Consider the following 21,303-nt stretch of genomic DNA (forward strand, 5'->3'; position numbering starts at 1 on the left):
TCTCAGTCCAGCAGGGCCACGATGGCGGTCGGGGCGTCCTCGTGCCGCGCGGCGAGCTCCTCGAACTCCACCACGTTGTCCAGCTCGGTGCCCATGGCGATGTTGGTCACGCGCTCGAGGATGGCCTCGACCACCACGGGGACCTTGTACTCGGCCATGAGGGCGCGGGCCTTCTCGAAGGCCGGGCCGAGGTCGTCCGGGTGCTCGACCCGGATGGCCTTGCAGCCCAGGCCCTCGGCCACCTTGACGTGGTCCACGCCGTAGCCGGCAGCGGTGCCCTCGCCCTCGGAGTTGATGTTCTCGAACGCGAGGGAGACGTGGTAGTCCATCTCGAAGCCGCGCTGGGACTGGCGGATGAGGCCGAGGTAGGAGTTGTTCACCACCACGTGGATGTAGGGCAGCTGGAACTGCGCGCCGACGGCGAGCTCCTCGATCATGAACTGGAAGTCGTAGTCGCCCGAGAGGGCCACCACGGTCTCGCCCGGCTTGCCCCGGACCACGCCGAGGGCCGCGGGGCCGGTCCAGCCGAGCGGGCCGGCCTGGCCGGCGTTGATCCACTTGCGGGCGCCGAACACGTGCAGCATCTGGGCGCCGGCGATCTGGGACAGGCCGATCGTGGTCACGTAGGTCGTGTCCGGCCCGAAGGCCCTGTTCATCTCCTCGTAGACCCGGAACGGCTTCATCGGCACGTTGTCGTAGTGGGTCTTGCGCTGCATGCGGCCGCGCTTGTCCTGCGCCGAGGCGGCCCAGGCGCTGTAGTCCGGCAGCGAGCCGGCGGCCTTGCGCTCGCGGGCCACCTCGAGGATCTCCTCGAGGAAGGCGCCGGCGTCGGAGACGATGCCGAAGTCGGGGGAGAACACGCGCCCGATCTGGGTGGGCTCGATGTCCACGTGCACGAACGTGCGGCCTGACGTGTACTTCTCGACCGAGCCGGTGTGGCGGTTGGCCCAGCGGTTGCCGATGCCGATCACGAAGTCGGACTCGAGGAAGGTCGCGTTGCCGTACTTGTGCGAGGTCTGCAGGCCCACCATGCCGGCCATGAGGCGGTGGTCGTCCGGGATGGCGCCCCAGCCCATGAGGGTGGGCACCACGGGGACGTTGAGCGTCTCGGCGAGTTCGACGAGCGCCGGGGCGGCGTCGGCGTTGATGATGCCGCCGCCGGCCACGATGAGCGGCTTCTGGGCGGCCGTGAGCATGTCGAGGGCCTTCTCAGCCTGCTTGCGGCTCGCGCGGGGCTTCTGCACGGGGAGCGGCTCGTAGGCGTCGATGTCGAACTCGATCTGGGCCATCTGCACGTCGAACGGCAGGTCCAGGAGCACGGGGCCGGGGCGACCGGTGCGCATGAGCTGGAAGGCCTTCTGCACGGCACCGGGGACCTGGCCGGGCTCGAGGACGGTCATGGCCATCTTCGTCAGGGGCTTGGCGATGGACTCGATGTCCACGGCCTGGAAGTCCTCCTTGTGCAGCTTGGCCACGGGCGCCTGGCCCGTGAAGCACAGCATCGGGATGGAGTCCGCCTGCGCGGCGTAGAGGCCGGTGATCATGTCCGTGCCCGCCGGGCCCGAGGTGCCGAGGCACACGCCGATGTTGCCGGCCTTGGCGCGGGAGTAGCCGTCGGCCATGTGCGAGGCGCCCTCGACGTGGCGGGCCAGGGTGTGGCGGATGCCGCCGTGGGCCCTCATGGCCGAGTAGAGGGGGTTGATCGCGGCGCCGGGCAGGCCGAAGGCCTCGGTGGCGCCCTCCTTCTCGAGGATGGCCACGATCGCGTCGACAGTGCGCATCTTTGCCATGTCGGAAGCTCCTTGGTGGTGAAGTGGGGTGGAAGAGGCGGGAATGGGGCCGGCCCCGAGGTTGCGCGCCCGGGGCCGGCTGTCTGTGGGGTACGCGCCGCTGGTGCGGGGCGCACGACGGCGAGTGGTCGCCGTCGGCGGTCAGCTCTTGCCGGAAAGTTCGGCAGTGAGCTTGAACAGGCCCGAGTGGTCGAGGCCGCCGTCGCCGCGGGCCACGAGGGCCGAGACGAGCTGGGCGACCGCCGCGCCGAGCGGCACCACGACGCCGGCCTCGCGGGCCGCGGAGGTGACGATGCCGAGGTCCTTGTTGTGCAGGGCCAGGCGGAATCCGGGGTCGAAGTTGCGGTCCAGCATCTTCTGCCCCTTCTGGTCCAGGACCTTCGAGCCGGCCAAGCCGCCGCCCAGGACCTTCAGCGCGGCGTCGGTGTCCACGCCGTAGGCCTCGAGGAACACGATGGCCTCGGAGAGGGCCTGGATGTTCACGGCGACGATGAGCTGGTTCGCGGCCTTGACGGTCTGGCCGGAGCCGGAGGGGCCGACGTGGACGATGGTCTTGCCGACAGCCTCGAGGATCGGCAGGGCGGCGTCGAAGTCCGCCTTCTCGCCGCCGACCATGATGGACAGGACGCCGTCGATCGCACCCTGTTCGCCGCCGGAGACGGGGGCGTCGAGGGGGCGGATGCCTGCCTCGCGGGCCTCGGCGGCGAGGCGGGCGGAGACGTCGGGGCGGATCGAGGAGGCATCGATCCAGAGCGCGCCCTGCGGGGCGTTCGCGAAGACGCCGTCGGGGCCGCTGACGACGCCCTCGACGTCGGGGGAGTCCGGGACCATCGTGATGATGACCTCGGCGTCCTTGACGGCCTCCGCGATGCTCTTGGCACCGGTGCCGCCCTCGGCGGCGAGCTTGTTGACCTTGTCCTCGCTGCGGTTGTAGCCGGTGACGGCGTGGCCGGCCTTGACGAGGTTGACGGCCATGGGGAGGCCCATGATGCCCAGGCCGATGACTGCGACGTTGCTCATGCTGTTCTCCTTGAAGTCTGGTGGGTGGGGCCGCTGGTCAGGCGACGGGGCGGATGGCCCACTTGAAGGCCTCGGCCTGGGGCGCCTTGTACTCGAGCCCGATGTAGCCGGCGTAGCCGAGCTCGCGCGAGCGGCTGATCCACTCGCCGAGCGGGAGGGCGCCCGTGCCGGGGGCGCCGCGGCCCGGGTTGTCGGCGATCTGGATGTGGCCGAAGTCCTTGGCGTGCTCCTCGATGACGGCGGCGACGTCGTCGCCGTTGACCGCCAGGTGGTAGAAGTCGGCGAGGAGCTTGACGTTCTCGACGCCGGCGACCTGGGTCCTGGCGATCACGGCGAGGGCGGCCGCGGCGGTCTTGAGCGGGTAGGCCGGGGTGCCGGAGACGGGCTCGAGGAGGACCGTGCCGCCGACCTTCGCGACGCCCTCGGCAGCGGCGACCAGGTTCTCCAGGCCGAGCTCGTCCTGCTCCTGGTCAGTGGCGCTGTCGAGGCGGTTGCCGTAGAGCGCGTTGAAGGCCTTGGTGCCGGTGCGCTCGGCGATGCCGACCACCACGTCGATGTTGTCCTTGAACTCGCCCGAGCGGCCGGTCCACGAGACGAGGCCGCGGTCTCCGGCCGGCATGTCGCCGGCGAAGAAGTTCAGCCCGGAGAGTGCCACGCCCGCGTTGTCGAGTGCGGCGACGAACGCGTCGACGTCCTTGTCCGCGGGGACGGCCTCGCTGAACGGCCACCAGAACTCCACGGCGTCGAAGCCGGCGGCCTTCGCGGCGGCAGGGCGCTCGAGCAGGGGCAGTTCGGTCAGCAGGATGGAGCAGTTCACCGTGTAGGTCATCGTCGGGTCCCTCTCGATCGATCCACCCAATTTCAGACGGTGGAAATAAATTCTCTCTGAATGAAAGTGTAGGCGCGGGTGTGACCGCGGTCAACTCTTTTGGATACCAAATGGGGATGAGTCTTCGGTCTCTGGTTAACAGAGGCCGCCTCAGGGAAAGATGGGGGCATGGCCACGTACAGAGCAATGGAGCACGCGTCGAGCAAGGATCCGCATGATTGGGGCCGCGCCATGGCGGTCGCCCTCAAGCGGCTGCTCGAGGCAGCGCAGACGGACCGGGACTACCTCGAGCATCAGCACCTGATCGGGCAGGACATCGTGATGCGCATCGAGGCGGAGGAGGGCGGCGCCTGCGTGCACCTGAGCTGGCGGCCGCAGAACCAGGAGGATGCGCCCCCGGACGACGACGAGCGCGCGCCCATCCTCGACGACGGGGCCTCCGAGGTCGTCGAGGGCTCGGGCCGGGGCGGCTGAGCCGCCCACCTCTCCCAGCCCACCTCCCCGCCCGTTTCGGGTACGCATCTCGTCCGGTTTTCCCCGTTTCGGGTACGAGGCGGATACACGACGCCGCTCCTCGCCCCCCGTTCCCTCGGCTCACCGAGGGCGCGCCTTGCGGCAGCTGTACCCGGAACGCCGAAAGGGCGACGAGATGCGTACCCGGAACGCCGAAAGGGCGACGAGATGCGTACCCGGAACGGGGAGTGGGGGAGGGGCGACGCATCACCGGGCCCCCGGATGCTCGAAGCGTCCGGGGGCCCGGGAGTGGGTACGACGGCGCCGGCCGACTCAGTGCCAGGCCGACCAGCGCCGTCGCGCTGGAGGGGCCCGCCGCGGCGGGCCAGCGCACGGGAGGCGAGGAGCCGCCGTCGTGCGCGGAGGACGTGTCAGGTGAGCTTCACCTGGCGGTTGACGTCCTTGTAGAGGAGGTAGCGGAACTCGCCCGGGCCGCCCGCGTAGCAGGCCTGGGGGCAGAAGGCGCGCAGCCACATGAAGTCGCCGGCCTCGACCTCGACCCAGTCGTTGTTGAGCAGGTACATGGCCTTGCCCGACAGGACGTAGAGGCCGTGCTCCATCACGTGGGTCTCGGGGAACGGGATGACCCCGCCCGGCTGGAACGTCACGATGTTCACGTGCATGTCGTGCGCGAGGTCATCAGGGTCGACGAAGCGGGTGGTCTTCCACACGCCGTCCACGTCCGGCATCTCGCGCGGGGCCACGTCGGCGTCCGAGGTCACGAAGCTCTTTGCCTCGTAGCCCTCGAGCCGCTCGTAGGCCTTGCGGATCCAGTGGAACGAGACGATGTCCTCCGAGACGTTCTCGAGGCCCCACGCGTCGCCGGCGGCCAGGTAGGCGTAGCCGCCCTCGCCGAGCTCGTGGACCTCGCCGCCCAGGGTGAGGTTCACAGTGCCCTTGACGACGAACACCACGCCCTCGACTCCCGCCTCGAACTCGGCCTTGGGGGCACCGCCGCCGGGGCCGATCTCCACGATGAGCTGCGAGAAGGTCGTCGCGAACCCGGAGATGGGCCGGGCGATGATCCACGACCGCGTGTTCGTGAAGCCGGGGAGGTTGCTCGTGACGATGTCCGTCAGGACGCCCTTCGGGATGACCGTGTACGCCTCGGTGACGATGGCGCGCTCGGTGGTCAGGTGCGTCTGGGGCGGCAGCCCGCCCTCGGGGTAGTAGTACTTGCCCATGTGTCCCTTCCTTGGGTCAGTTCGAGGTGGCGGCCGGATGTGTGTCGGCCAGCCGCGGGTGTGCCAGGTGCGTGAGCTCGCGTTCGCCCAGGCCCGTCGAGGCGAGCACCTCGTCGGCGCCGACGGCGCCGCACTGGACCCCGCGGAGCACGAACGCCGCGAGCGCGCGGGCCGTGGCCGGCTCGTCGAGGACGGCGCCGGAGGTCTGCTGCACGTAGTTGCGCAGGCGCGTCGTGGCGGCGTCGAGCCCCTCGCGGTAGAACGCGTAGGTGGCGATGTACCGCGTGGGCAGCTGGTGGGCGTGGAGGTCCCAGCCCTGGTAGTAGCCGCGCTCGAGGGAACGCCGGACGAGCCGCGCGTGGAGCCTCCACGCCTCGGCGCGCTGGTCGGCGTCGCCCAGCGGGAGGATGTTGGTCGAGCCGTCGGAGAGGCGGATCCCCGTGCCGGCGACGGCGAGCTGCATGACCTCCTTGGCGAAGTCCGCGGCCGGGTGCTCCATCGACTGGTAGGCAGCGGCGATCTGCAGCGACGCCGAGTAGTCATAGGTGCCGTAGTGCAGGGCCGTGATCCGCTTGTCGGCGATGTGCGGCAGCTGGGCGACCGGGTGCGAGCCGTCGGGCCCGATGATCAGCTGCGGCGTCTCGACCTGGACCTCGAAGCCGAGGCGGCCCTGCGCGAGGCCGAGGGCGGACTCGAGCCGCTCGAGGGCGAACACCATCGCCTTGACCTGGTCGACCGTCGTGACCTTCGGCAGGGTCAGGATGAGGCCGTCCGGGAGGCCCTCGGGTCCCCGCCGCTCCACCAGGCGCGCCACGAACAGCTCGAGCGTGCGCAGGCCGCGCCGGCGCGTGGGCTCCTCGAAGCACTTGAAGCGGATGCCGACGAACGGCGTCGTGCTCCCGGTGCCGCCGGCGGCCGCCGCGAGCGCGTCGGCGACGCCGTCCGCCGCCCGGAGCGCCTCGGCGTCCTCCGTCGCGTCGGCGTCGCCACCGGCCTTCGCCGCCCGCGCAGGGGCGAGGTAGCCGTCTTCGAAGTCGATCCGGAGGTCCTCGATGGGCTCGGTGCGCAGCTTGGACTCGACCCGGGGTGCGACCTGGGCCGCGAGGTCGGGGGCGAGCCCCACGCGGCGGGCGAGGGCCTCGAGGCCGCCGGCCTCGTCCGCGGCGGCGAGCGCCGCGGCCCCCCACTCCGCAGCGAACTGCCCGGTGACGCGGTCCGCGGGCACATACACCGTGTGGACGGGCTGGCGGGTCCCGGAGTCCCCCGGGTAGCCCTCGTGGAGCAGCCGGTCGGTCTCGGCGAGGCTGGCGTCGATGCGGGCGAGGTCGGCGTCGTCCAGCACTCGGGCCGTCAGGCCCAGGTCCGCGTGGGGCTCGCTCATCAGCCCACCAGCTCGTAGGCCGGGGTGGTGAGGAAGTCCGTGTAGTCCTCGGACAGGCAGATGTCCGCGATGAGGCGGCTCGCCGGCTCGTAGAACTTCGCGAACATCTTCGGGTCCACCTCGCCGCGCAGGCGCTCGGTCTCCTCGGCGAGGATCTGCTCGACGAGCTCGCGCGTCACGGTGTTGCCCGTGTCGGCGAGGACCACCCTGTTGTGGATCTGCTGCCACACCTGGGAGCGGGAGATCTCGGCGGTGGCGGCGTCCTCCATGAGGTTGTGGATGGCCACGGCCCCGTTGCCCGAGAGCCACACCGCGGTGTAGGCCACCGCGACGTAGAGGTTGAGGTGCAGGCCGGCCTCGGTGGCCTCGCCGGCGGCGGAGGAGACGTCCAGGAGCTGGTCCGCGGTGACCGAGACCTCGGGGCGCTGGCGGTCCACCTGGTTCGGCTTGTCGCCGAGGACGGCGTCGAACACCTCGCGGCAGGTCGGCACGAGGTCCGGGTGTGCCACCCACGAGCCGTCGAAGCCGTCGGTGGCCTCGCGGGTCTTGTCCGCGCGGACCTTCTCGATCGCCGCGGCCGTGATGTCCGGCTCCTTGCGGTTCGGGATGAACGCGGCCATGCCGCCCATCGCGAAGGCGCCGCGGTGGTGGCAGGTCTTCACGAGGAGCTCGGTGTAGGCGCGCATGAACGGGGCGGTCATGACCACCGAGGCGCGGTCGGGGAGGGTGAACGTCGAACCGGCGTCGCGGAAGTACTTGATGATGCTGAACAGGTAGTCCCAGCGGCCGGCGTTGAGGCCGGAGGCGTGGTCGCGGAGCTCGTAGAGGATCTCGTCCATCTCGAACGCGGCCGGGATGGTCTCGATCAGCACGGTGGCCCGGATGGTGCCCTGCGGGATGCCGAGGTAGTCCTGGGCGAAGACGAAGATCTCGTTCCAGAGGCGGGCCTCGAGGTGGCTCTCCATCTTGGGCAGGTAGTAGTACGGGCCGCGGCCGGAGGCGATGAGGGGCTTGGCGACGTGGAAGAAGTGCAGGCCGAAGTCCACGAGCGCGCCGACGGCCGGCTCGCCGTCGATGAGCACGTGCCGCTCCTCCATGTGCCAGCCGCGCGGGCGGGTGACCACGACGGCGAGCGGCGCGTCGGTGCGCAGGCGGTACTCCTTGCCCTCGGCCGAGGTGTAGGAGAGGGAGCCGTTCGCTGCATCGCGCAGGTTGAGGACTGAGTCGACCACGTTGGCCCACAGCGGGCTCGAGGCGTCCTCCATGTCGGCGAGCCAGACCTTGGCGCCGGAGTTGAGGGCGTTGATCGCCATCTTGGCCGGGCTCGCCGGCCCGGTCATCTCGACGCGGCGGTCCTGCAGCGCCGCGGGTGCCTCGGCGACCTTCCAGTCGCCGGCGCGGATCTCTGCGGTCTCCGGCAGGAAGTCGAGCCTGCCGGTGCTCGCGGCCTCGGCGCGGCGGGCCTTGCGGGCCTCGAGCCGGGCGTTGCGCTCGGCGGCGAAGCGCCGGTGGAGCTCCTCGACGAAGGCGAGGGCCTCGTCGGTGAGGATCTCGTCGGCGCGCGCGATGGGCGCGTGGTCGGTCACAGTGATGGCCATGCCATCCTCCTTCTTCTCCCGGTCCCCGGGGTCTCTTCCTGGGCCTGGTGTCTCTGCTGCTGGGGGACTACGCCTGCACGGCCGCGACGATGGCGGCGGCGACGTCCTGGGCGACGTGCGGATCGAACACGCTCGGGATGATGAAGCTCGCGTTGAGCTCCTCGTCGGAGACGCGGGCGGCGATGGCCCGGGCCGCGGCCACCAGCATGGCAGGGGTGATGTCCGAGACGCCAGCGTCGAGCAGGCCGCGGAAGACGCCCGGGAACGCGAGGACGTTGTTGATCTGGTTCGGGAAGTCGCTGCGGCCAGTGGCGACGACGGCGGCATGGTCGGCGGCGGCGATGGGGTCGGTCTCGGGGTCCGGGTTGGCCATCGCGAAGACGATCGCCTTCTCGGCCATGGTCGCGACCTCCTCGGGGCCGAAGAGGTTCGGGGCCGAGACGCCGATGAACACGTCCGAGCCCTTGAGCGCCTCGACGAGGGTGCCGGAGAAGGCCTCCGGGTTCGTGTTCTCCGCGATCCAGATGCGGTGCGCATCGGTGTGCTGCTGGCCGCGGTGGATGGCGCCCTTGCGGTCGCACGCGATGATGTTGCGCGCGCCCTGCGCCTTCAGGAGCTGGATGATCGCGTTGCCCGCGGCGCCGACGCCGGAGACGACGATGCGGACGTCCTCGATCTTCTTCTGAACGATCTTGAGGGCGTTCACGAGGGCCGCGAGCGTGACGATCGCGGTGCCGTGCTGGTCGTCGTGGAACACCGGGATGTCGAGCTCCTCGCGGAGGCGGGCCTCGATCTCGAAGCAGCGCGGCGCCGCGATGTCCTCGAGGTTCACGCCGCCGTAGACGGGGGCGATGGCCTTGACGATCCGGATGATCTCCTCGGTGTCCTTCGTGTCGAGGCAGACGGGCCACGCGTCGACGTTGGCGAACTGCTTGAAGAGCGCCGCCTTGCCCTCCATGACCGGCAGGGCCGCGGCGGGGCCGATGTCGCCGAGGCCGAGCACGGCGGTGCCGTCGGTGACCACCGCGACGGTGTTGCGCTTGACGGTCAGGCGGCGGGCGTCGTCGGGGTTCTCCGCGATGGTGCGGCACACGCGGGCGACGCCGGGGGTGTAGGCACGCGAGAGGTCGTCGCGGTTGCGGAGGGGAACCTTCGGGACGACCTCGAGCTTGCCGCCGAGGTGCATGAGGAAGGTGCGGTCCGAGACCTTGCGGACGGTCACGTCCTCGAGGGCCTCGAGCGCTGCGGCGACCTGCTCCGCGTGCTGCTCCGAGGTGGTGTTGCACGTGATGTCGACGACGAGCTGGTCGTGGTGGGACTCGCTGATGTCGAGCGCTGTGACGGGCGCGCCCGCCGCCGCGACGGCTGCCGCGAGCTCGCTCGTGATGCTGATCCGGCTGGGGGCGTCGACGCGCAGGGTGATGGAGTTGCCGGGGCTGGGACTCGCCATTGAATCGTCCTTAGGATCGGGGAGGCATCGGCCTCAGTGGCTCTTTTTCCGTAGTACGGATATTATTCTCTGTATCTTGGAAAAACAAGTACGGCACCCCAGCCTCGGTCACCTAGGCGCGCTGTTCCCGGTGGGGTATCGTGGGAATGCCGCAAGTTTCCGGGATGCGGATAATTTTTGCCGGAACAGTCCGGCGGCACCCAGGAGGGAACCATGGCCGAGAAGGCATCAGGCGGCGTCCAGTCGGTCGAGCGGGTCTTCGAGCTGCTCGAGCTCATCACCGATGCGGGCGGCGACGTCACCCTCAGTGAGCTGTCCTCCTCCACGGAGCTCCCGCTGCCCACGATCCACCGGCTCCTCCGCACGCTCGTCAGCCTCGGCTACGTGCGCCAGCTGCCCAACCGCCGCTATGCGCTCGGCCCGCGGCTGATCCGGCTCGGTGAGGGCGCGAACAAGCAGCTCGGGGCCCTGGCGGCACCGCAGCTGGCCATGCTCGTCGAGCGACTCGGGGAGACCTCGAACATGGCGGTCCTCGACTCGGACATGGTCATCTACGTTGCCCAGGTCCCCTCGCCGCACGCGATGCGCATGTTCACCGAGGTCGGCCGGCGCGCCCACACCCACGACACCGGCGTCGGCAAGGCGATCCTCGCCCAGCTCGAGGACGACCAGGTCCGTTCGATCGTCGCGCGCCAGGGCATGCCGACCCCGACCCCCTACAGCCTCGGCGACGTCGAGTCCCTGCTGTCGGACCTCGACAAGATCCGCGCGCGCGGGTACGCGATCGACGAGCAGGAGCAGGAGATCGGCGTCCGCTGCTTCTCCATGGCCGTCCCCAATGCCCCGACGCCCACGGCCATCTCGGTCTCGGGCCCGGTGTCCCGGGTCGACGAATCGTTCGGCGAGCGAGCCGTTCCCCTCCTGCGCGAGGCGGCCGCGAACATCTCGGCCGAACTCAACCGAACCTGAGCCGGGCGCCCCTGGGCGCCCGAGCCGAACTGCACCCGGAGCGGGGGTGCGCCGTCCGCGGCGCACCCCCGCTCCCGCGTCTGCGCAGGAAGATCTCTTGACCCCTCCCCTGGTATCCCAGTAGAATAATTCCATATATCAATAAAGTTCTTCCGTGAAGTGGAAAAATATAGGGCTGAAAACCTCCGCGTCCTGCGGATCCAGCCCACGAGGAGGAGCTGCGAGCATGATCGCCGACCACGAGCCCGGAAAGGGGAGAGAGATGTCCACCAGCACGACCGTCCCGCGCCCATCTGCCACGGAGGCATCCCGCCTCGCCCAGCCGCCTGCCGAGCGCTACATCCCGAAGGTCACGCACATCGATCCGGACCTCGCGCTCCGGCCCGCCCGCGAGGGGGAGCGCCGCGGCTGGGCCGCGCGCGTGCCCTTCCTCAACTGGTTCGTGGGGCGCTGAGCCAGCCGCCACCGATCTCCCGCCGGTGCGCCCTACCCGTAGTGGCCCCGTTCCCGCACCGTGGGAGCGGGGCCGCTTCACGTGCCGGGCGGGACGAAAGCCTCTCGCGCGCCTCGGCCCTGGAGGATGTGATGGGCCCATGGAACGGGCCGAGCGGAGGAGAACGGGGCGCGAGGGCGCCGTCCCGTCGATCATCGTGATCGGGGTGCTGCTCTACGCCGCCAACGTCTGGCCGGGCTGGTGGTCGGTGCCCTTCGTGACCCCGGAGGGGTCCGAAGTGATCGGCGCGGTGAACGCCGCCTGGATTGCGGGTCTCGTTGCCAACGCCGTCTACCTCGTCGCCGGCACACCCGCCCTCCGCGCGGTCGGGGAGATCGTGGTGCTCATCTTCGGCATCGTGGCGACCGTCAGGGTGTGGGAGGTGTTCCCGTTCGTGTTTCCCGGGGGTCCCCCCGACTGGGCCGTCGTCGTGCGGGTCCTGCTCGTGATCGGCATCGTGGGCGCCCTGGTGGGGATCCTCGCCCAGCTGGTCGCCTTCGTGCGCGCGCTCATGCACCTCGGCCGTCGCCCGGGCCCGGGGCGGCAGTCAGGTCCCCGGTGGCACGTCTGAGATGACGGTGGCGGCCCTCCCGTTGCGCGAGGAGGGCCGCCATGGGGCGACCGTGTGGATCGGCCGCCGGCCCCCGCACCGTCCAACCAGGCCCCAGGGGGCGGTGCGGGGGCAGCCTGCGGGCCGGCGCTCGCCGGCCGTGCTGCGGGGAGGGGCTAGCTCTCGCCCCCCGTGGTCCCGGTGGTGCCGGCGTTCACATCGAGCAGGCGGTACCGCTCGAATGCCTGGCGGGGCGCGTCGGCGTCGACCTCGCCGCGGCGGGCGAGCATCTGCAGTGCCCGCACCACCACGGAGTGCGCGTCGATCTTGAAGAACCGTCGGGCAGCGGCGCGGGTGTCCGAGAAGCCGAAGCCGTCTGCGCCGAGCACGGCGTAGTCTCCCGGGACGAACTGGCGGATCTGGTCCGGGACGGACTTGTTGTAGTCCGTGACGGCCACGATCGGGCCGGAGGCGCCCGCGAGCTGGCGGGTCACGAACGGCTGGGGCGCCTCGAGCTCGGGGTGCAGGAACGCCTGCTCCTCGGCGGCGAGGCCGTCGCGGCGCAGCTCGCTCCAGCTCGTCACGCTCCACACGTCGGCGGCCACGCCCCACTCGTCGGCGAGGATCCGTTGGGCCTCGAGCGCCCACGGCACGGAGACGCCCGAGGCGAGCAGCTGGGTCCGGGCCGCGTTGGCGCCGAGGCCGGACGCGGCGTCGGACGCCAGGCGGTACATGCCCTTCAGCAGCGCGTCGACGTCGAGGCCCGCGGGCTCGGCCGGCTGGACGATCGGCTCGTTGTAGACGGTGAGGTAGTACATGACGTTCGGGTCGGGGTGCTTGCCGCCGTACATGCGCTCGAGCCCGGCGCGCACGATGTGCCCGATCTCGTACCCGTAGGCGGGGTCGTAGGTGACGACGGCGGGGTTGGTCGCCGCGAGCAGGGGGGAGTGCCCGTCGGCGTGCTGGAGGCCCTCGCCCGTGAGCGTGGTCCGGCCCGCGGTGGCGCCGATGATGAACCCGCGCGTCATCTGGTCCGCCGCGGCCCAGAAGGCGTCGCCGGTGCGCTGGAAGCCGAACATCGAGTAGAAGACGTAGACCGGCACGAGCGGCTCGCCGTGGGTCGCGTAGGCGGTGCCGGCTGCCGTGAAGGCCGCGACGGCGCCGGCCTCGTTGATGCCCGGGTGGATGAGCTGCCCGGCCGGCGACTCCTTGTAGGCCAGGACGAGGTCGCGGTCCACCGAGAGGTAGTTCTGGCCCTTGGGGTTGTAGATCTTCGCCGTGGGGAAGAACGCGTCCATGCCGAACGTCCGGCTCTCATCGGGAACGATCGGCACGATCCGCTGGCCGAAGTCCGCATCCCGCATGATGTCCTTGAGCAGGCGCACGAAGGACATCGTGGTGGCGGCCTGCTGCTTGCCCGAGCCGCGCTTGGCGATCGCGTACGCCTTCTCGGCCGGAAGGGCGACGGCGCGGTGCTCCTTGCGGCGTTCGGGTACCGGACCGCCCAGCTCGGCACGGCGGGCGAGGAGGTAGCGGATCTCCGGGGCGTCGAAGCCCGGGTGGTAGTACGGGGGCTCGTAGGGGTTGGCCTCGAGCTGCTCGTCCGTGATCGGGATGCGCAGGTGGTCGCGGAAGTCCTTGAGGTCGCCCAGCGTCATCTTCTTCATCTGGTGGGTCGCGTTGCGGCCCTCGAAGTGCGGGCCCAGGCCGTAGCCCTTGACCGTCTTCGCCAGGATGACCGTGGGCTTGCCCTTGAACTCGGTGGCCGCCTTGTAGGCCGCGTAGACCTTGTGGTAGTCGTGGCCGCCGCGCTTGAGGTTCCAGATCTGCTCGTCCGTGTAGTCGGCGACGAGCTCCTTGGTCTGGGGGGTCTTGCCGAAGAAGTGGTCCCGGACGAATCCGCCGGACTCCGCCTTGTACGTCTGGTAGTCGCCGTCGAGCGTCTCGTTCATGATCTTGACGAGCTGGTTGTTGTCGTCGCGGGCGAGCAGGGAGTCCCACTCGCGGCCCCAGATGACCTTGATGACGTTCCAGCCGGCGCCCCGGAAGAACGCCTCGAGCTCCTGCATGACCTTGCCATTGCCGCGCACCGGCCCGTCGAGGCGCTGGAGGTTGCAGTTCACCACGAACGTGAGGTTGTCCAGGTTCTCGTTCGCCGCGAGCTGGAGCAGGCCGCGGGACTCCGGCTCGTCCATCTCCCCGTCGCCGAGGAACGCCCAGACGTGCTGGTCCGAGGTGTCCTTGATGCCCCTGTGGTGCAGGTACCGGTTCGCCTGCGCCTGGTAGATCGCGTTCATCGGGCCGATGCCCATGGAGACCGTGGGGAACTCCCAGAAGGCGGGCATGAGCCGGGGGTGCGGGTAGGACGAGAGGGCGTGGCCCTCCTTCGACTTCTCCTGGCGGAACCCGTCGAGGTCCTCCTCGGTGAGGCGGCCCTCCATGAACGCCCGGGCGTACATGCCCGGGGAGGCGTGGCCCTGGAAGAAGACCTGGTCGCCGCCGCCGGGGTGGTCCTTGCCGCGGAAGAAGTGGTTGAAGCCCACCTCGTAGAGCGTGGCCGCACCGGCGTAGGTGGAGATGTGGCCGCCGACGCCGATGCCGGGGCGCTGGGCCCGGTGGACCATGATCGCGGCGTTCCAGCGCATGTACGCGCGGTAGCGGCGCTCCACCTCTTCGTCGCCCGGGTACTCGGGCTCCTGGTCGGAGGGAATCGAGTTGATGTAGTCCGTGTTGTGGACCATCGGGACGCCGACGCTCTGCGCGCCCGCCCGCTGCAGGATGTTCTTGACCATGAACTGGGCCCGTTCGGTGCCCCGCTCTGCCACGAGCGAGTCGAAGGACTCGATCCACTCGGCGGTCTCCTCCGGGTCGCGGTCCACGGCGGCCCCGGCGCCGCCGAGGAACTGCTGGATAGGCTCTGACGTGAGCACGGCCAACCTCCTTCTGCGCGCGTTTGGTGCCGCGCGTCGAGCGTCGGCAGGGAGGTCCCCGCCGCTCCTCCGCCGCTGTCTTATTTCATATGGCGGAAGGGAAATACTGTAATGTGAAACTAGCGTGGCGTGTGGACGTGATGCGCGTCAAGTCGGTGACGGAGTGGAGGCAGCAGATGAGCGAGCAGACCGCATCCCGGGTGGCCGTGGTCACGGGCGCGGGCAGCGGGATCGGCCGGGCCGTGGCGCGCCGGCTGCTGGCCGACGGCTGGCGCGTGGCCCTCGCGGGGCGCCGCGAGGCCGAGCTGCACGCGACGGCCGGGGGAGCCGAGCACGCCCTCGTGGTGCCCTGCGACGTCACGGCCCCGGCCGACGTCGAGCGGCTCTTCGCGGACACCGTGGGCGCGTTCGGGCGCGTTGACGTGCTGTTCAACAACGCCGGGACGTTCGGCCCCTCCGGAGACGTCGGCGAGATCGACCTTGCCGGATGGGAGTCCACGGTCGCCGTGAACCTCACCGGGAGCTTCCTGTGCGCGGCGGCGGCGTTCCGCGCCATGAAGGCCCAGGAGCCGCGCGGTGGCCGGATCATCAACAACGGCTCGATCTCGGCGCACGCGCCGCGCCCGCGCTCCGTTGCCTACACGGCCACGAAGCACGCCATCACGGGCCTGACCAAGAGCATCGAGCTCGACGGGCGCCCCTGGGGGATCACGTGCGGGCAGATCGACATCGGCAACACGCGCACTGAGCTCGTAGAGCAGCTCAACTACACGCTGGGTGTCGGCGAGGGCGCCCTCCAGGCGGACGGCTCGCGCCGCGTCGAGCCCACCTTCGCCGTCGAGGAGGCCGCACAGGCCGTGGCCTTCATGGCCTCGCTGCCGGCCGAGGCGAGCGTCGGCAGCCTGCTCATCACCGCCTCGGGCATGCCGTTCGTCGGCAGGGGCTAGCTACGCGAGCGGCAGGAACTCGCTCAGGTCGGTCCTGATGCCGGAGGCGGTCAGCCGGCCCGAGGCCACGGCCCCGGGCCACGCGAGGGTGCCGGTGGCGAGGGCGAGCCACGTCTCGGCGTCCGTCTCTACGACGTTCGGGGGCGTCCCGCGGGTGTGCCGGGGGCCCTCGACGCACTGCGCCACCCCGAAGGGCGGCACGCGCACCTCGACCGAGTTGCCCGGCGCGCGCTCCGCGAGTTCCTCCAGCAGGTAGCGCACGGCGGTGGCGGTGGTCTGCCGGTCCACCACGGGGCGCACGACGCCGGCCTGTGTGCCGCCCGCCGGCACCTCACCGGAGGCGTCGCCGACCGTGCCGTCCGGGCCACTGCGGGCGGCGAGCCAGGCCGCGACGGCGGCGCGGCCGGCGTCGTGCGCGATCCTGCGGCGGACAGCCATGGTGGGTCCCCCTCAGTCCAGCAGCGCCGAGACGGCGCGCCCCAGCCGGATGCGGCCGACCTGCCGGCCGCCGCCCAGGACCGGATCGACGACCCGCTCGAGGACGCGGGCCACCTCCGGCACGTCCACGGCATCGGCCGCGGCGAGCATTGTCAGGCCCACGAGGGTCGTGGCGCGGACGTTGCCGTCCAGGATCTTCACGGCCGCCGTGGCGCCCTGCGGGGTGGCGAGCACGAGGAGCCCTTCGGTGCCGACCTTGGCGAGGATCCCCAGCTCCTCCATGACGATCGTGTTCTCCTTGTCGTGGCCCTGGACCGCCCACGGGTAGTCGAGCATCGACGTCGCAATCGTCGCGGCGCGCGCGTTGGCGCCGTGGTCCCCGGGGGACCTGGCGAGGCGCGAGTAGGCCTGGGCGAGGCCGCGCAGGGACAGCGCGGCGACCGGGGCGCCGCAGCCGTCGATCCCGAGGTGCGCGATCGGCTCCTCGGCATACTCCTCGATCGTGGCCCGGACCCGCTGCTGCAGCGGGTGGTTGGGTTCGAGGTAGCTGCGCCGGTCCCATCCGTTCTGCACGCACGCCCACAGGAAGGCCGCGTGCTTGCCCGAGCAGTTGTACGCGAGCTTCCGCCGGCCCTGCCCGGAGCGGATGAGCCATGCGCGGGCGTTCTCGTCCGCCGGCCATTCGGCCGGGCAGCCCAGGTCCGCCTCGCCCAGGCCCGCCGCGTGGAGCATCCCCTCGACCACGTCCATGTGGTCCAGCGAGCCGGTGTGGGACGCGCACGCGAGGGCAACCTGCGTTCCCCGCAGTGGCACGCCGGCCTGCATGGAGGCGAGGGCCTGGAACGGCTTGAGCGTGGAGCGGGCGAGCACGGGCGTGCGGATGTCCCCGAGCTCGGTGACCACGGAACCGTCACCGGCCAGCACCACGGCCGAGCCGAGGTGGCGGGACTCGATGAAGCCGCTGCGCTCGACCACGGCGAGCTCGACGGCGTCGTCCGCGGTGAAGGTTGCGTGGGGCATGGCCTCAGTCTAGGTGTGCGGCCGCGGGTTGCCGGGGATGCCCGGGTGCGCCGCGCAGGGGCTGGCCGATACCCTTGGGGCGTGAAGGTTCTCGTGATCGGCCCCGGCGGCCGCGAACACGCCATCGTCCGCTCCCTCCTCGCCGATCCGGCCGTCTCCGAGGTGCACGCCGCGCCCGGCAACGCCGGCATCGCCCAGATCGTCCCGACGCATCCCGTCAACGCCAACGACCCGGACGCCGTCACGGCCCTCGCGCGGGCCCTCGCGGCAGACCTCGTGGTGGTCGGCCCGGAGGCGCCGCTCGCCGCCGGAGTCTCCGACGCGGTCCGCGCGGCCGGGATCCCCGTGTTCGGGCCCAGCCGGGCAGCCGCCCAGCTCGAGGCGTCCAAGGCCTTCGCCAAGCAGGTCATGGCCGAGGCCGGGGTCCCCACAGCGATGGCCCGCGTGGCCGTCAACCCCGGCGAGGCCGCAGACGCGCTCGACGCGTTCGGGGCCCCCTACGTGGTCAAGGACGACGGGCTCGCCGCCGGGAAGGGCGTGGTCGTCACCGACGACCGCAGCGCAGCGCTCGCCCACGCCCAGGCCTGCTTCGAGGCCGGCGGCACCGTGGTCATCGAGGAGTACCTCGACGGCCCCGAGGTCTCCCTCTTCGTCCTCTCGGACGGCCACACAGCCGTCCCGCTCGCCCCCGCCCAGGACTTCAAGCGCATCTTCGACGGCGACGAGGGCCCCAATACCGGGGGCATGGGCGCCTACAGCCCCCTCGAATGGGCCCCCGCCGGGCTCGTCGAGGAGGTGGTCGAGCGCGTGGCCCAGCCGACCATCGACGAGATGGCCAAGCGCGGCACACCGTTCGTCGGTGTCCTCTACTGCGGCCTGGCGCTCACCTCCCGCGGCACGCGCGTCATCGAGTTCAACGCCCGGTTCGGCGACCCCGAGACGCAGGCGGTGCTCGCCCGGCTCCGCACGCCTCTCGGCGGCCTGCTCCTGGCCGCCGCCACGGGCCAGCTCGGGACCGCTGGCGACCTGCGGTGGGCGCCCGAGGCCGCGGTCGCCGTCGTCCTCGCGTCGGAGAACTACCCCGGGACCCCGCGCACCGGCGACCGCATCCGCGGGCTGAAGAAGGCAGAGAAGCTCGAGGGCGTCCACGTCCTGCACGCCGGGACCGCGCTCGACGCGGACGGCAAGGTGATCTCCGCCGGCGGGCGGGTGCTCGCCGTCGTCGCCCTCGGCGAGGGGCTCGAGCAGGCACGCGAGCGGGCCTACGAGGGCATGGCCCTCATCAGGCTCGAGGGCGGACAGTACCGCCGCGACATCGCGGCCAAGGCAGCACGCGGGCAGATCAGCGTGCCCAGGGTGCGCAACGGCGCAGGGACGGGAGCAGAGCGATGAGCATCGACAAGCCGGGGTTCTCCACCGAGGTCCTGGAGCTGCCGGGCTGGCGGCACATCTACTCGGGCAAGGTCCGCGACCTCTACGAGCCCGTCGACGGCCCGGCGGACCAGGTGCTCGTGGTCGCCAGCGACCGCATCTCCGCCTACGACCACGTCCTCGCGAGCACGATCCCGGATAAGGGCCGGATCCTCACCCAGCTGAGCCTGTGGTGGTTCGAGCAGCTCAACGTGCCCAACCACGTGGTGGCCTCCACGGTCGACGACGGTGTCCCCGCCGAGGTCGCGGGGCGCGCCATCGTCTGCCGCAGGCTCGAGATGTACCCCGTGGAGTGCATCGCCCGCGGCTACCTCACCGGGTCCGGCCTGGCCGAGTACCGCGAATCCGGAACGGTGTGCGCGATCCCGCTGCCCGAGGGGCTGGTGGACGGCTCGCGCCTGCCCGAGGCGGTCTTCACCCCCTCCGCGAAGGCGGAGTTCGGCGAGCACGATGTGAACATCACCTACGAGGACGTCACCGGAATGGTGGGGGACGAGGCCGCGGCGCAGCTGCGCGACCTCACGCTCGAGATCTACCGCGAGGCGGAGCGGATCGCCCGCGAGCGGGGGATCATCCTCGCGGACACCAAGGTCGAGTTCGGCGTGGATCCGACCACCGGCTACATCACCCTCGGCGACGAGGTGCTCACCCCGGACTCCTCGCGCTTCTGGGACGCGGCCACCTGGGAGCCGGGACGCGCACAGCCCTCGTTCGACAAGCAGTTCGTCCGCGACTGGCTCACGTCCGCAGAGTCCGGCTGGGACCGCACTTCCGGGCAGGAGCCGCCGGCCCTGCCCGAGGAGGTCGTCAAGCGGACCCGGGACCGCTACGTCGAGGCCTACGAGCGGCTCACCGGGCGCACCTTCAGCTGACGCCGTCCTTCTCGGGGGCCTTGGCGCCGGCCGAGGCCTCCTTGGCGGCGCGCTGGCTGGCGAGCCGGATCTCGAGGATCGCGTCCATGACCTGCTGGACCTTGTCCGAGGCCCCCGCGTAGCTGAACTGCTCCCGCGCGTCGGCGAGGAGCTCGAGGGCCTCGTCGTTGCGGCCCAGGGCCTTGAGCGCACGGCCGTACAGGAGGGCGACCTCGCCGGCGGTGTGGCGGCCGAGCACGCCCTTCTCGGCGTGGATCGTGCGCAGGAGCTCGATGGCTTCCGGGATCTGCCCGTTGAGGTAGAGCCACCGGGCGCGGATGAAGCTCACTTCGAGCTGCTCAGAGCGCGAGCCGCCCACGATGCTCAGGGCCAGCTCGGCGCGCTCGATGGCCGCGAGGGTCTCCGGCTCGATGATGCCGCCCGAGAGCCGCACCGCGGCCGAGGCCTTGTTGAACCGGGCCCAGAGCTCGATGTCGTTGGCGGGGGAGAGGAGCTTCGCGGCCCGCTCATGGTGCTTGACGCCCTCGGCGTAGTCGGCGCGCATGAAGGCCACGTTGCCGATCACCCACTCGATCTCGCCCGCGAGCTGGCCCATCGACTCCTCGTCGACGAGCGTCTCGAGGATGCCGCACTGCTCCCAGGCCTCGTCCAGCTTCCCGCTCTCCGCGAGGGCGCCGATGAGCGCGCGCAGGGCGCCGATGTAGATCGTGGACCCGGCGGGAAGCTGCGACGCGAGCCGGACCGCCTCGCGGGCGTGCTCCACCGCGGTGCTGAGCTGGCCGAGCCCGTGGCACACGGCCGCCAGCATCTGGCGCGCGCGCACCGCGAGACCGGCGGACTCGGCGACGATGGGGTGCTCGAGGAGGTGCTGGACGATCCGCTGGCATTCCGCCAGCTCGCCCTGCTTCATGAGGCACTCCGCCTGCATGTAGGTCATGTTCCACCACGCGCTGTTGTTCTTGCCGTCGAGGGCGAACTGCGCTGCCGTGGCGGCGTGCGTCGCCGCCTGCGCGTAGTCGCGCAGGTCCCAGGCCTGCCGCGCGTAGAGGCCGGCCAGGACGTACTCGGCGTCGTTGGCGCTCACGGGCTGGCTCCAGGCCTCGAGGGCCTTCGGGGCGAGCTGGAGCCTGCGCGCCAGCTCCTGGATCACTTCGGCGGTGGGCTCGCGCCGGCCGGTCTCGAGCAGCGAGATGTAGCTGGGCGAGTAGAGGTCCTTCCCGAGTTCGGCCTGAGTGAGTCCGCGCTCCAGTCGCTCGGCACGCAGCTTCTCGCCGAATCCGCTCCCCACGATGACCTCCTGGCCCGGCCCGGAACCTCGTGAACCGGCGCACGCTTGTCTCTAATATCCATCATGGGCCGTCAAGAGGGCGACGGTATTCCTTGACAGGCAATGTGGGAGATATTTTACTGGGAATGTCAATCATGACAAAGCACGCTCTGCCCCGTTCGACGCACCCTGTCCCCCCGGAGCGGCGGGACTCATACAAAGGACAAGCTCATGCTGAAAAAACTGATTGCGACTCTCGCACTTGGCGGTGCGCTCGCGGTGTCCGGCGTTGCCGGCGCCCCCACGGCGATTGGCAACTGGCCCGATCCCATGAAGTCCACGGCCATCGGCAACTGGCCGGACCCGATGACGTCCACCGCGATCGGCAACTGGCCCGATCCGATGAGCTCCCCCACGGCGATCGGCAACTGGCCCGATCCGATGTCCGTCAGCAGCAGCCTCTGACCGGACGCGGCGCAGCCGCCTCACGCTGACCCGGCCCGTCAGCCCAGTACACCTGTGGGGGAGTGCTGACGAACCGTCGCAGAAGTGCCCCGGACCCTGGTCCGGGGCACTTCTGCGTTCTGCAGCCCGGCGTGGTGGGGCCTTCCTTCCCTTCCG

18 protein-coding genes and 1 pseudogene are annotated in these 21,303 nt (G+C 70.9%); 8 read left to right on the forward strand and 11 right to left on the reverse strand.

All coding sequences use genetic code 11. The features are described 5' to 3' along the window. Positions 1-2 precede the first annotated feature (2 nt). From gcl to ACVWWH_RS00315, 3 genes and pseudogenes are all read right to left on the reverse strand, one after another. Positions 3-1,790: a glyoxylate carboligase gene (gcl, locus tag ACVWWH_RS00305; RefSeq protein WP_457315216.1), complete on the reverse strand. Its 1,788-nt coding sequence runs from the start codon at positions 1,788-1,790 to the stop codon at positions 3-5. A gap of 141 nt (positions 1,791-1,931) precedes the next feature. Then, a pseudogene (locus ACVWWH_RS00310) lies at positions 1,932-2,813 on the reverse strand (2-hydroxy-3-oxopropionate reductase); the annotation flags it as partial. Between the two features lie 34 nt (positions 2,814-2,847). After that, positions 2,848-3,639: a hydroxypyruvate isomerase family protein gene (locus ACVWWH_RS00315; RefSeq protein ID WP_457315217.1), complete on the reverse strand. Its 792-nt coding sequence runs from the start codon at positions 3,637-3,639 to the stop codon at positions 2,848-2,850. 168 nt (positions 3,640-3,807) lie between these two features. On the opposite strand from ACVWWH_RS00315, the gene ACVWWH_RS00320 reads away from it, so the two are divergent. Then, on the forward strand, positions 3,808-4,113 hold the full coding sequence (locus tag ACVWWH_RS00320; protein WP_141305656.1) for a Cof-type HAD-IIB family hydrolase: 306 nt from the start codon (positions 3,808-3,810) through the stop codon (positions 4,111-4,113). Between the two features lie 410 nt (positions 4,114-4,523). Here ACVWWH_RS00320 and ACVWWH_RS00325 read toward each other — a convergent pair whose 3' ends face one another. The 4 genes from ACVWWH_RS00325 to ACVWWH_RS00340 all read right to left on the reverse strand — a co-directional run bounded on the left by ACVWWH_RS00325 (position 4,524) and on the right by ACVWWH_RS00340 (position 9,765). Further along, complete coding sequence (locus tag ACVWWH_RS00325) at positions 4,524-5,336, reverse strand: bifunctional allantoicase/(S)-ureidoglycine aminohydrolase (protein WP_457315218.1); 813 nt, start codon at positions 5,334-5,336, stop codon at positions 4,524-4,526. Between the two features lie 16 nt (positions 5,337-5,352). Continuing rightward, entirely contained in the window at positions 5,353-6,717 is a 1,365-nt protein-coding gene (locus ACVWWH_RS00330) for a DUF6986 family protein (protein WP_457315219.1), read from the reverse strand. Continuing rightward, on the reverse strand, positions 6,717-8,315 hold the full coding sequence (gene aceB / locus ACVWWH_RS00335; RefSeq protein WP_457315220.1) for a malate synthase A: 1,599 nt from the start codon (positions 8,313-8,315) through the stop codon (positions 6,717-6,719). Before aceB ends, ACVWWH_RS00330 begins: the two co-directional genes overlap by 1 nt. A 67-nt stretch (positions 8,316-8,382) precedes the next feature. Next, positions 8,383-9,765 carry a malic enzyme-like NAD(P)-binding protein gene (locus tag ACVWWH_RS00340; RefSeq protein ID WP_457315221.1) on the reverse strand — a complete coding sequence of 461 codons (1,383 nt, stop codon included), beginning with the start codon at positions 9,763-9,765 and terminating at the stop codon, positions 8,383-8,385. Positions 9,766-9,978: 213 nt separating this feature from the next. Here ACVWWH_RS00340 and ACVWWH_RS00345 point away from each other — a divergent pair, with 213 nt between their 5' ends. The 3 genes from ACVWWH_RS00345 (at position 9,979) to ACVWWH_RS00355 (ending at position 11,798) form a co-directional block, all read left to right on the forward strand. Next, a complete protein-coding gene (locus ACVWWH_RS00345) occupies positions 9,979-10,734 on the forward strand; it encodes an IclR family transcriptional regulator (protein ID WP_457315222.1) in 756 nt (251 codons plus the stop codon). Positions 10,735-10,996: 262 nt separating this feature from the next. Continuing rightward, entirely contained in the window at positions 10,997-11,188 is a 192-nt protein-coding gene (locus ACVWWH_RS00350) for a hypothetical protein (protein ID WP_141305657.1), read from the forward strand. A gap of 139 nt (positions 11,189-11,327) precedes the next feature. After that, positions 11,328-11,798: a hypothetical protein gene (locus ACVWWH_RS00355; RefSeq protein ID WP_457315223.1), complete on the forward strand. Its 471-nt coding sequence runs from the start codon at positions 11,328-11,330 to the stop codon at positions 11,796-11,798. 155 nt (positions 11,799-11,953) lie between these two features. Here ACVWWH_RS00355 and aceE read toward each other — a convergent pair whose 3' ends face one another. Continuing rightward, on the reverse strand, positions 11,954-14,707 hold the full coding sequence (aceE, locus tag ACVWWH_RS00360; RefSeq protein ID WP_457315224.1) for a pyruvate dehydrogenase (acetyl-transferring), homodimeric type: 2,754 nt from the start codon (positions 14,705-14,707) through the stop codon (positions 11,954-11,956). Between the two features lie 176 nt (positions 14,708-14,883). Between aceE and ACVWWH_RS00365 the strand changes: the two genes are divergently transcribed. Then, positions 14,884-15,654 (forward strand): SDR family oxidoreductase, encoded by a 771-nt coding sequence (locus ACVWWH_RS00365; protein ID WP_066502734.1) that lies wholly within the window; start codon positions 14,884-14,886, stop codon positions 15,652-15,654. Here ACVWWH_RS00365 and ACVWWH_RS00370 read toward each other — a convergent pair whose 3' ends face one another. Together ACVWWH_RS00370 and ACVWWH_RS00375 are read right to left on the reverse strand one after the other, a co-directional pair. Next, a complete protein-coding gene (locus tag ACVWWH_RS00370) occupies positions 15,655-16,092 on the reverse strand; it encodes a sterol carrier family protein (protein WP_457315225.1) in 438 nt (145 codons plus the stop codon). It abuts the gene before it with no gap. A 12-nt stretch (positions 16,093-16,104) separates the two neighbouring features. Beyond that, a complete protein-coding gene (locus ACVWWH_RS00375; protein WP_457315226.1) occupies positions 16,105-17,112 on the reverse strand; it encodes an asparaginase in 1,008 nt (335 codons plus the stop codon). Positions 17,113-17,193: 81 nt separating this feature from the next. On the opposite strand from ACVWWH_RS00375, the gene purD reads away from it, so the two are divergent. Together purD and ACVWWH_RS00385 are read left to right on the forward strand one after the other, a co-directional pair. Then, positions 17,194-18,504 (forward strand): phosphoribosylamine--glycine ligase, encoded by a 1,311-nt coding sequence (gene purD / locus ACVWWH_RS00380; RefSeq protein WP_457315227.1) that lies wholly within the window; start codon positions 17,194-17,196, stop codon positions 18,502-18,504. Beyond that, the gene (locus tag ACVWWH_RS00385; protein ID WP_457315228.1) at positions 18,501-19,415 is read left to right on the forward strand and encodes a phosphoribosylaminoimidazolesuccinocarboxamide synthase; all 915 of its coding nucleotides are present in this window, start codon (positions 18,501-18,503) and stop codon (positions 19,413-19,415) included. Before purD ends, ACVWWH_RS00385 begins: the two co-directional genes overlap by 4 nt. Here ACVWWH_RS00385 and ACVWWH_RS00390 read toward each other — a convergent pair. Next, positions 19,408-20,703, reverse strand: a complete 1,296-nt coding sequence (locus tag ACVWWH_RS00390) for a helix-turn-helix domain-containing protein (protein ID WP_457315229.1) — start codon at positions 20,701-20,703, stop codon at positions 19,408-19,410. The genes ACVWWH_RS00385 and ACVWWH_RS00390 overlap by 8 nt on opposite strands. A gap of 210 nt (positions 20,704-20,913) precedes the next feature. On the opposite strand from ACVWWH_RS00390, the gene ACVWWH_RS00395 reads away from it, so the two are divergent. Beyond that, positions 20,914-21,147, forward strand: a complete 234-nt coding sequence (locus ACVWWH_RS00395; protein WP_457315230.1) for a hypothetical protein — start codon at positions 20,914-20,916, stop codon at positions 21,145-21,147. Positions 21,148-21,303: the final 156 nt, after the last annotated feature.

This window comes from Sinomonas sp. RB5, from assembly GCF_054063535.1.

Bases quoted from the DNA above. Each gene is read 5' to 3' on its own strand.
- gcl (WP_457315216.1), bottom strand. From the start codon at position 1,790: ATGGCAAAGATGCGCACTGTCGACGCGATCGTGGCCATCCTCGAGAAG.
- ACVWWH_RS00315 (WP_457315217.1), bottom strand. From the start codon at position 3,639: ATGACCTACACGGTGAACTGCTCCATCCTGCTGACCGAACTGCCCCTG.
- ACVWWH_RS00320 (WP_141305656.1), top strand. From the start codon at position 3,808: ATGGCCACGTACAGAGCAATGGAGCACGCGTCGAGCAAGGATCCGCAT.
- ACVWWH_RS00325 (WP_457315218.1), bottom strand. From the start codon at position 5,336: ATGGGCAAGTACTACTACCCCGAGGGCGGGCTGCCGCCCCAGACGCAC.
- ACVWWH_RS00330 (WP_457315219.1), bottom strand. From the start codon at position 6,717: ATGAGCGAGCCCCACGCGGACCTGGGCCTGACGGCCCGAGTGCTGGAC.
- aceB (WP_457315220.1), bottom strand. From the start codon at position 8,315: ATGGCCATCACTGTGACCGACCACGCGCCCATCGCGCGCGCCGACGAG.
- ACVWWH_RS00340 (WP_457315221.1), bottom strand. From the start codon at position 9,765: ATGGCGAGTCCCAGCCCCGGCAACTCCATCACCCTGCGCGTCGACGCC.
- ACVWWH_RS00345 (WP_457315222.1), top strand. From the start codon at position 9,979: ATGGCCGAGAAGGCATCAGGCGGCGTCCAGTCGGTCGAGCGGGTCTTC.
- ACVWWH_RS00350 (WP_141305657.1), top strand. From the start codon at position 10,997: ATGTCCACCAGCACGACCGTCCCGCGCCCATCTGCCACGGAGGCATCC.
- ACVWWH_RS00355 (WP_457315223.1), top strand. From the start codon at position 11,328: ATGGAACGGGCCGAGCGGAGGAGAACGGGGCGCGAGGGCGCCGTCCCG.
- ACVWWH_RS00365 (WP_066502734.1), top strand. From the start codon at position 14,884: ATGAGCGAGCAGACCGCATCCCGGGTGGCCGTGGTCACGGGCGCGGGC.
- ACVWWH_RS00370 (WP_457315225.1), bottom strand. From the start codon at position 16,092: ATGGCTGTCCGCCGCAGGATCGCGCACGACGCCGGCCGCGCCGCCGTC.
- ACVWWH_RS00375 (WP_457315226.1), bottom strand. From the start codon at position 17,112: ATGCCCCACGCAACCTTCACCGCGGACGACGCCGTCGAGCTCGCCGTG.
- ACVWWH_RS00385 (WP_457315228.1), top strand. From the start codon at position 18,501: ATGAGCATCGACAAGCCGGGGTTCTCCACCGAGGTCCTGGAGCTGCCG.
- ACVWWH_RS00395 (WP_457315230.1), top strand. From the start codon at position 20,914: ATGCTGAAAAAACTGATTGCGACTCTCGCACTTGGCGGTGCGCTCGCG.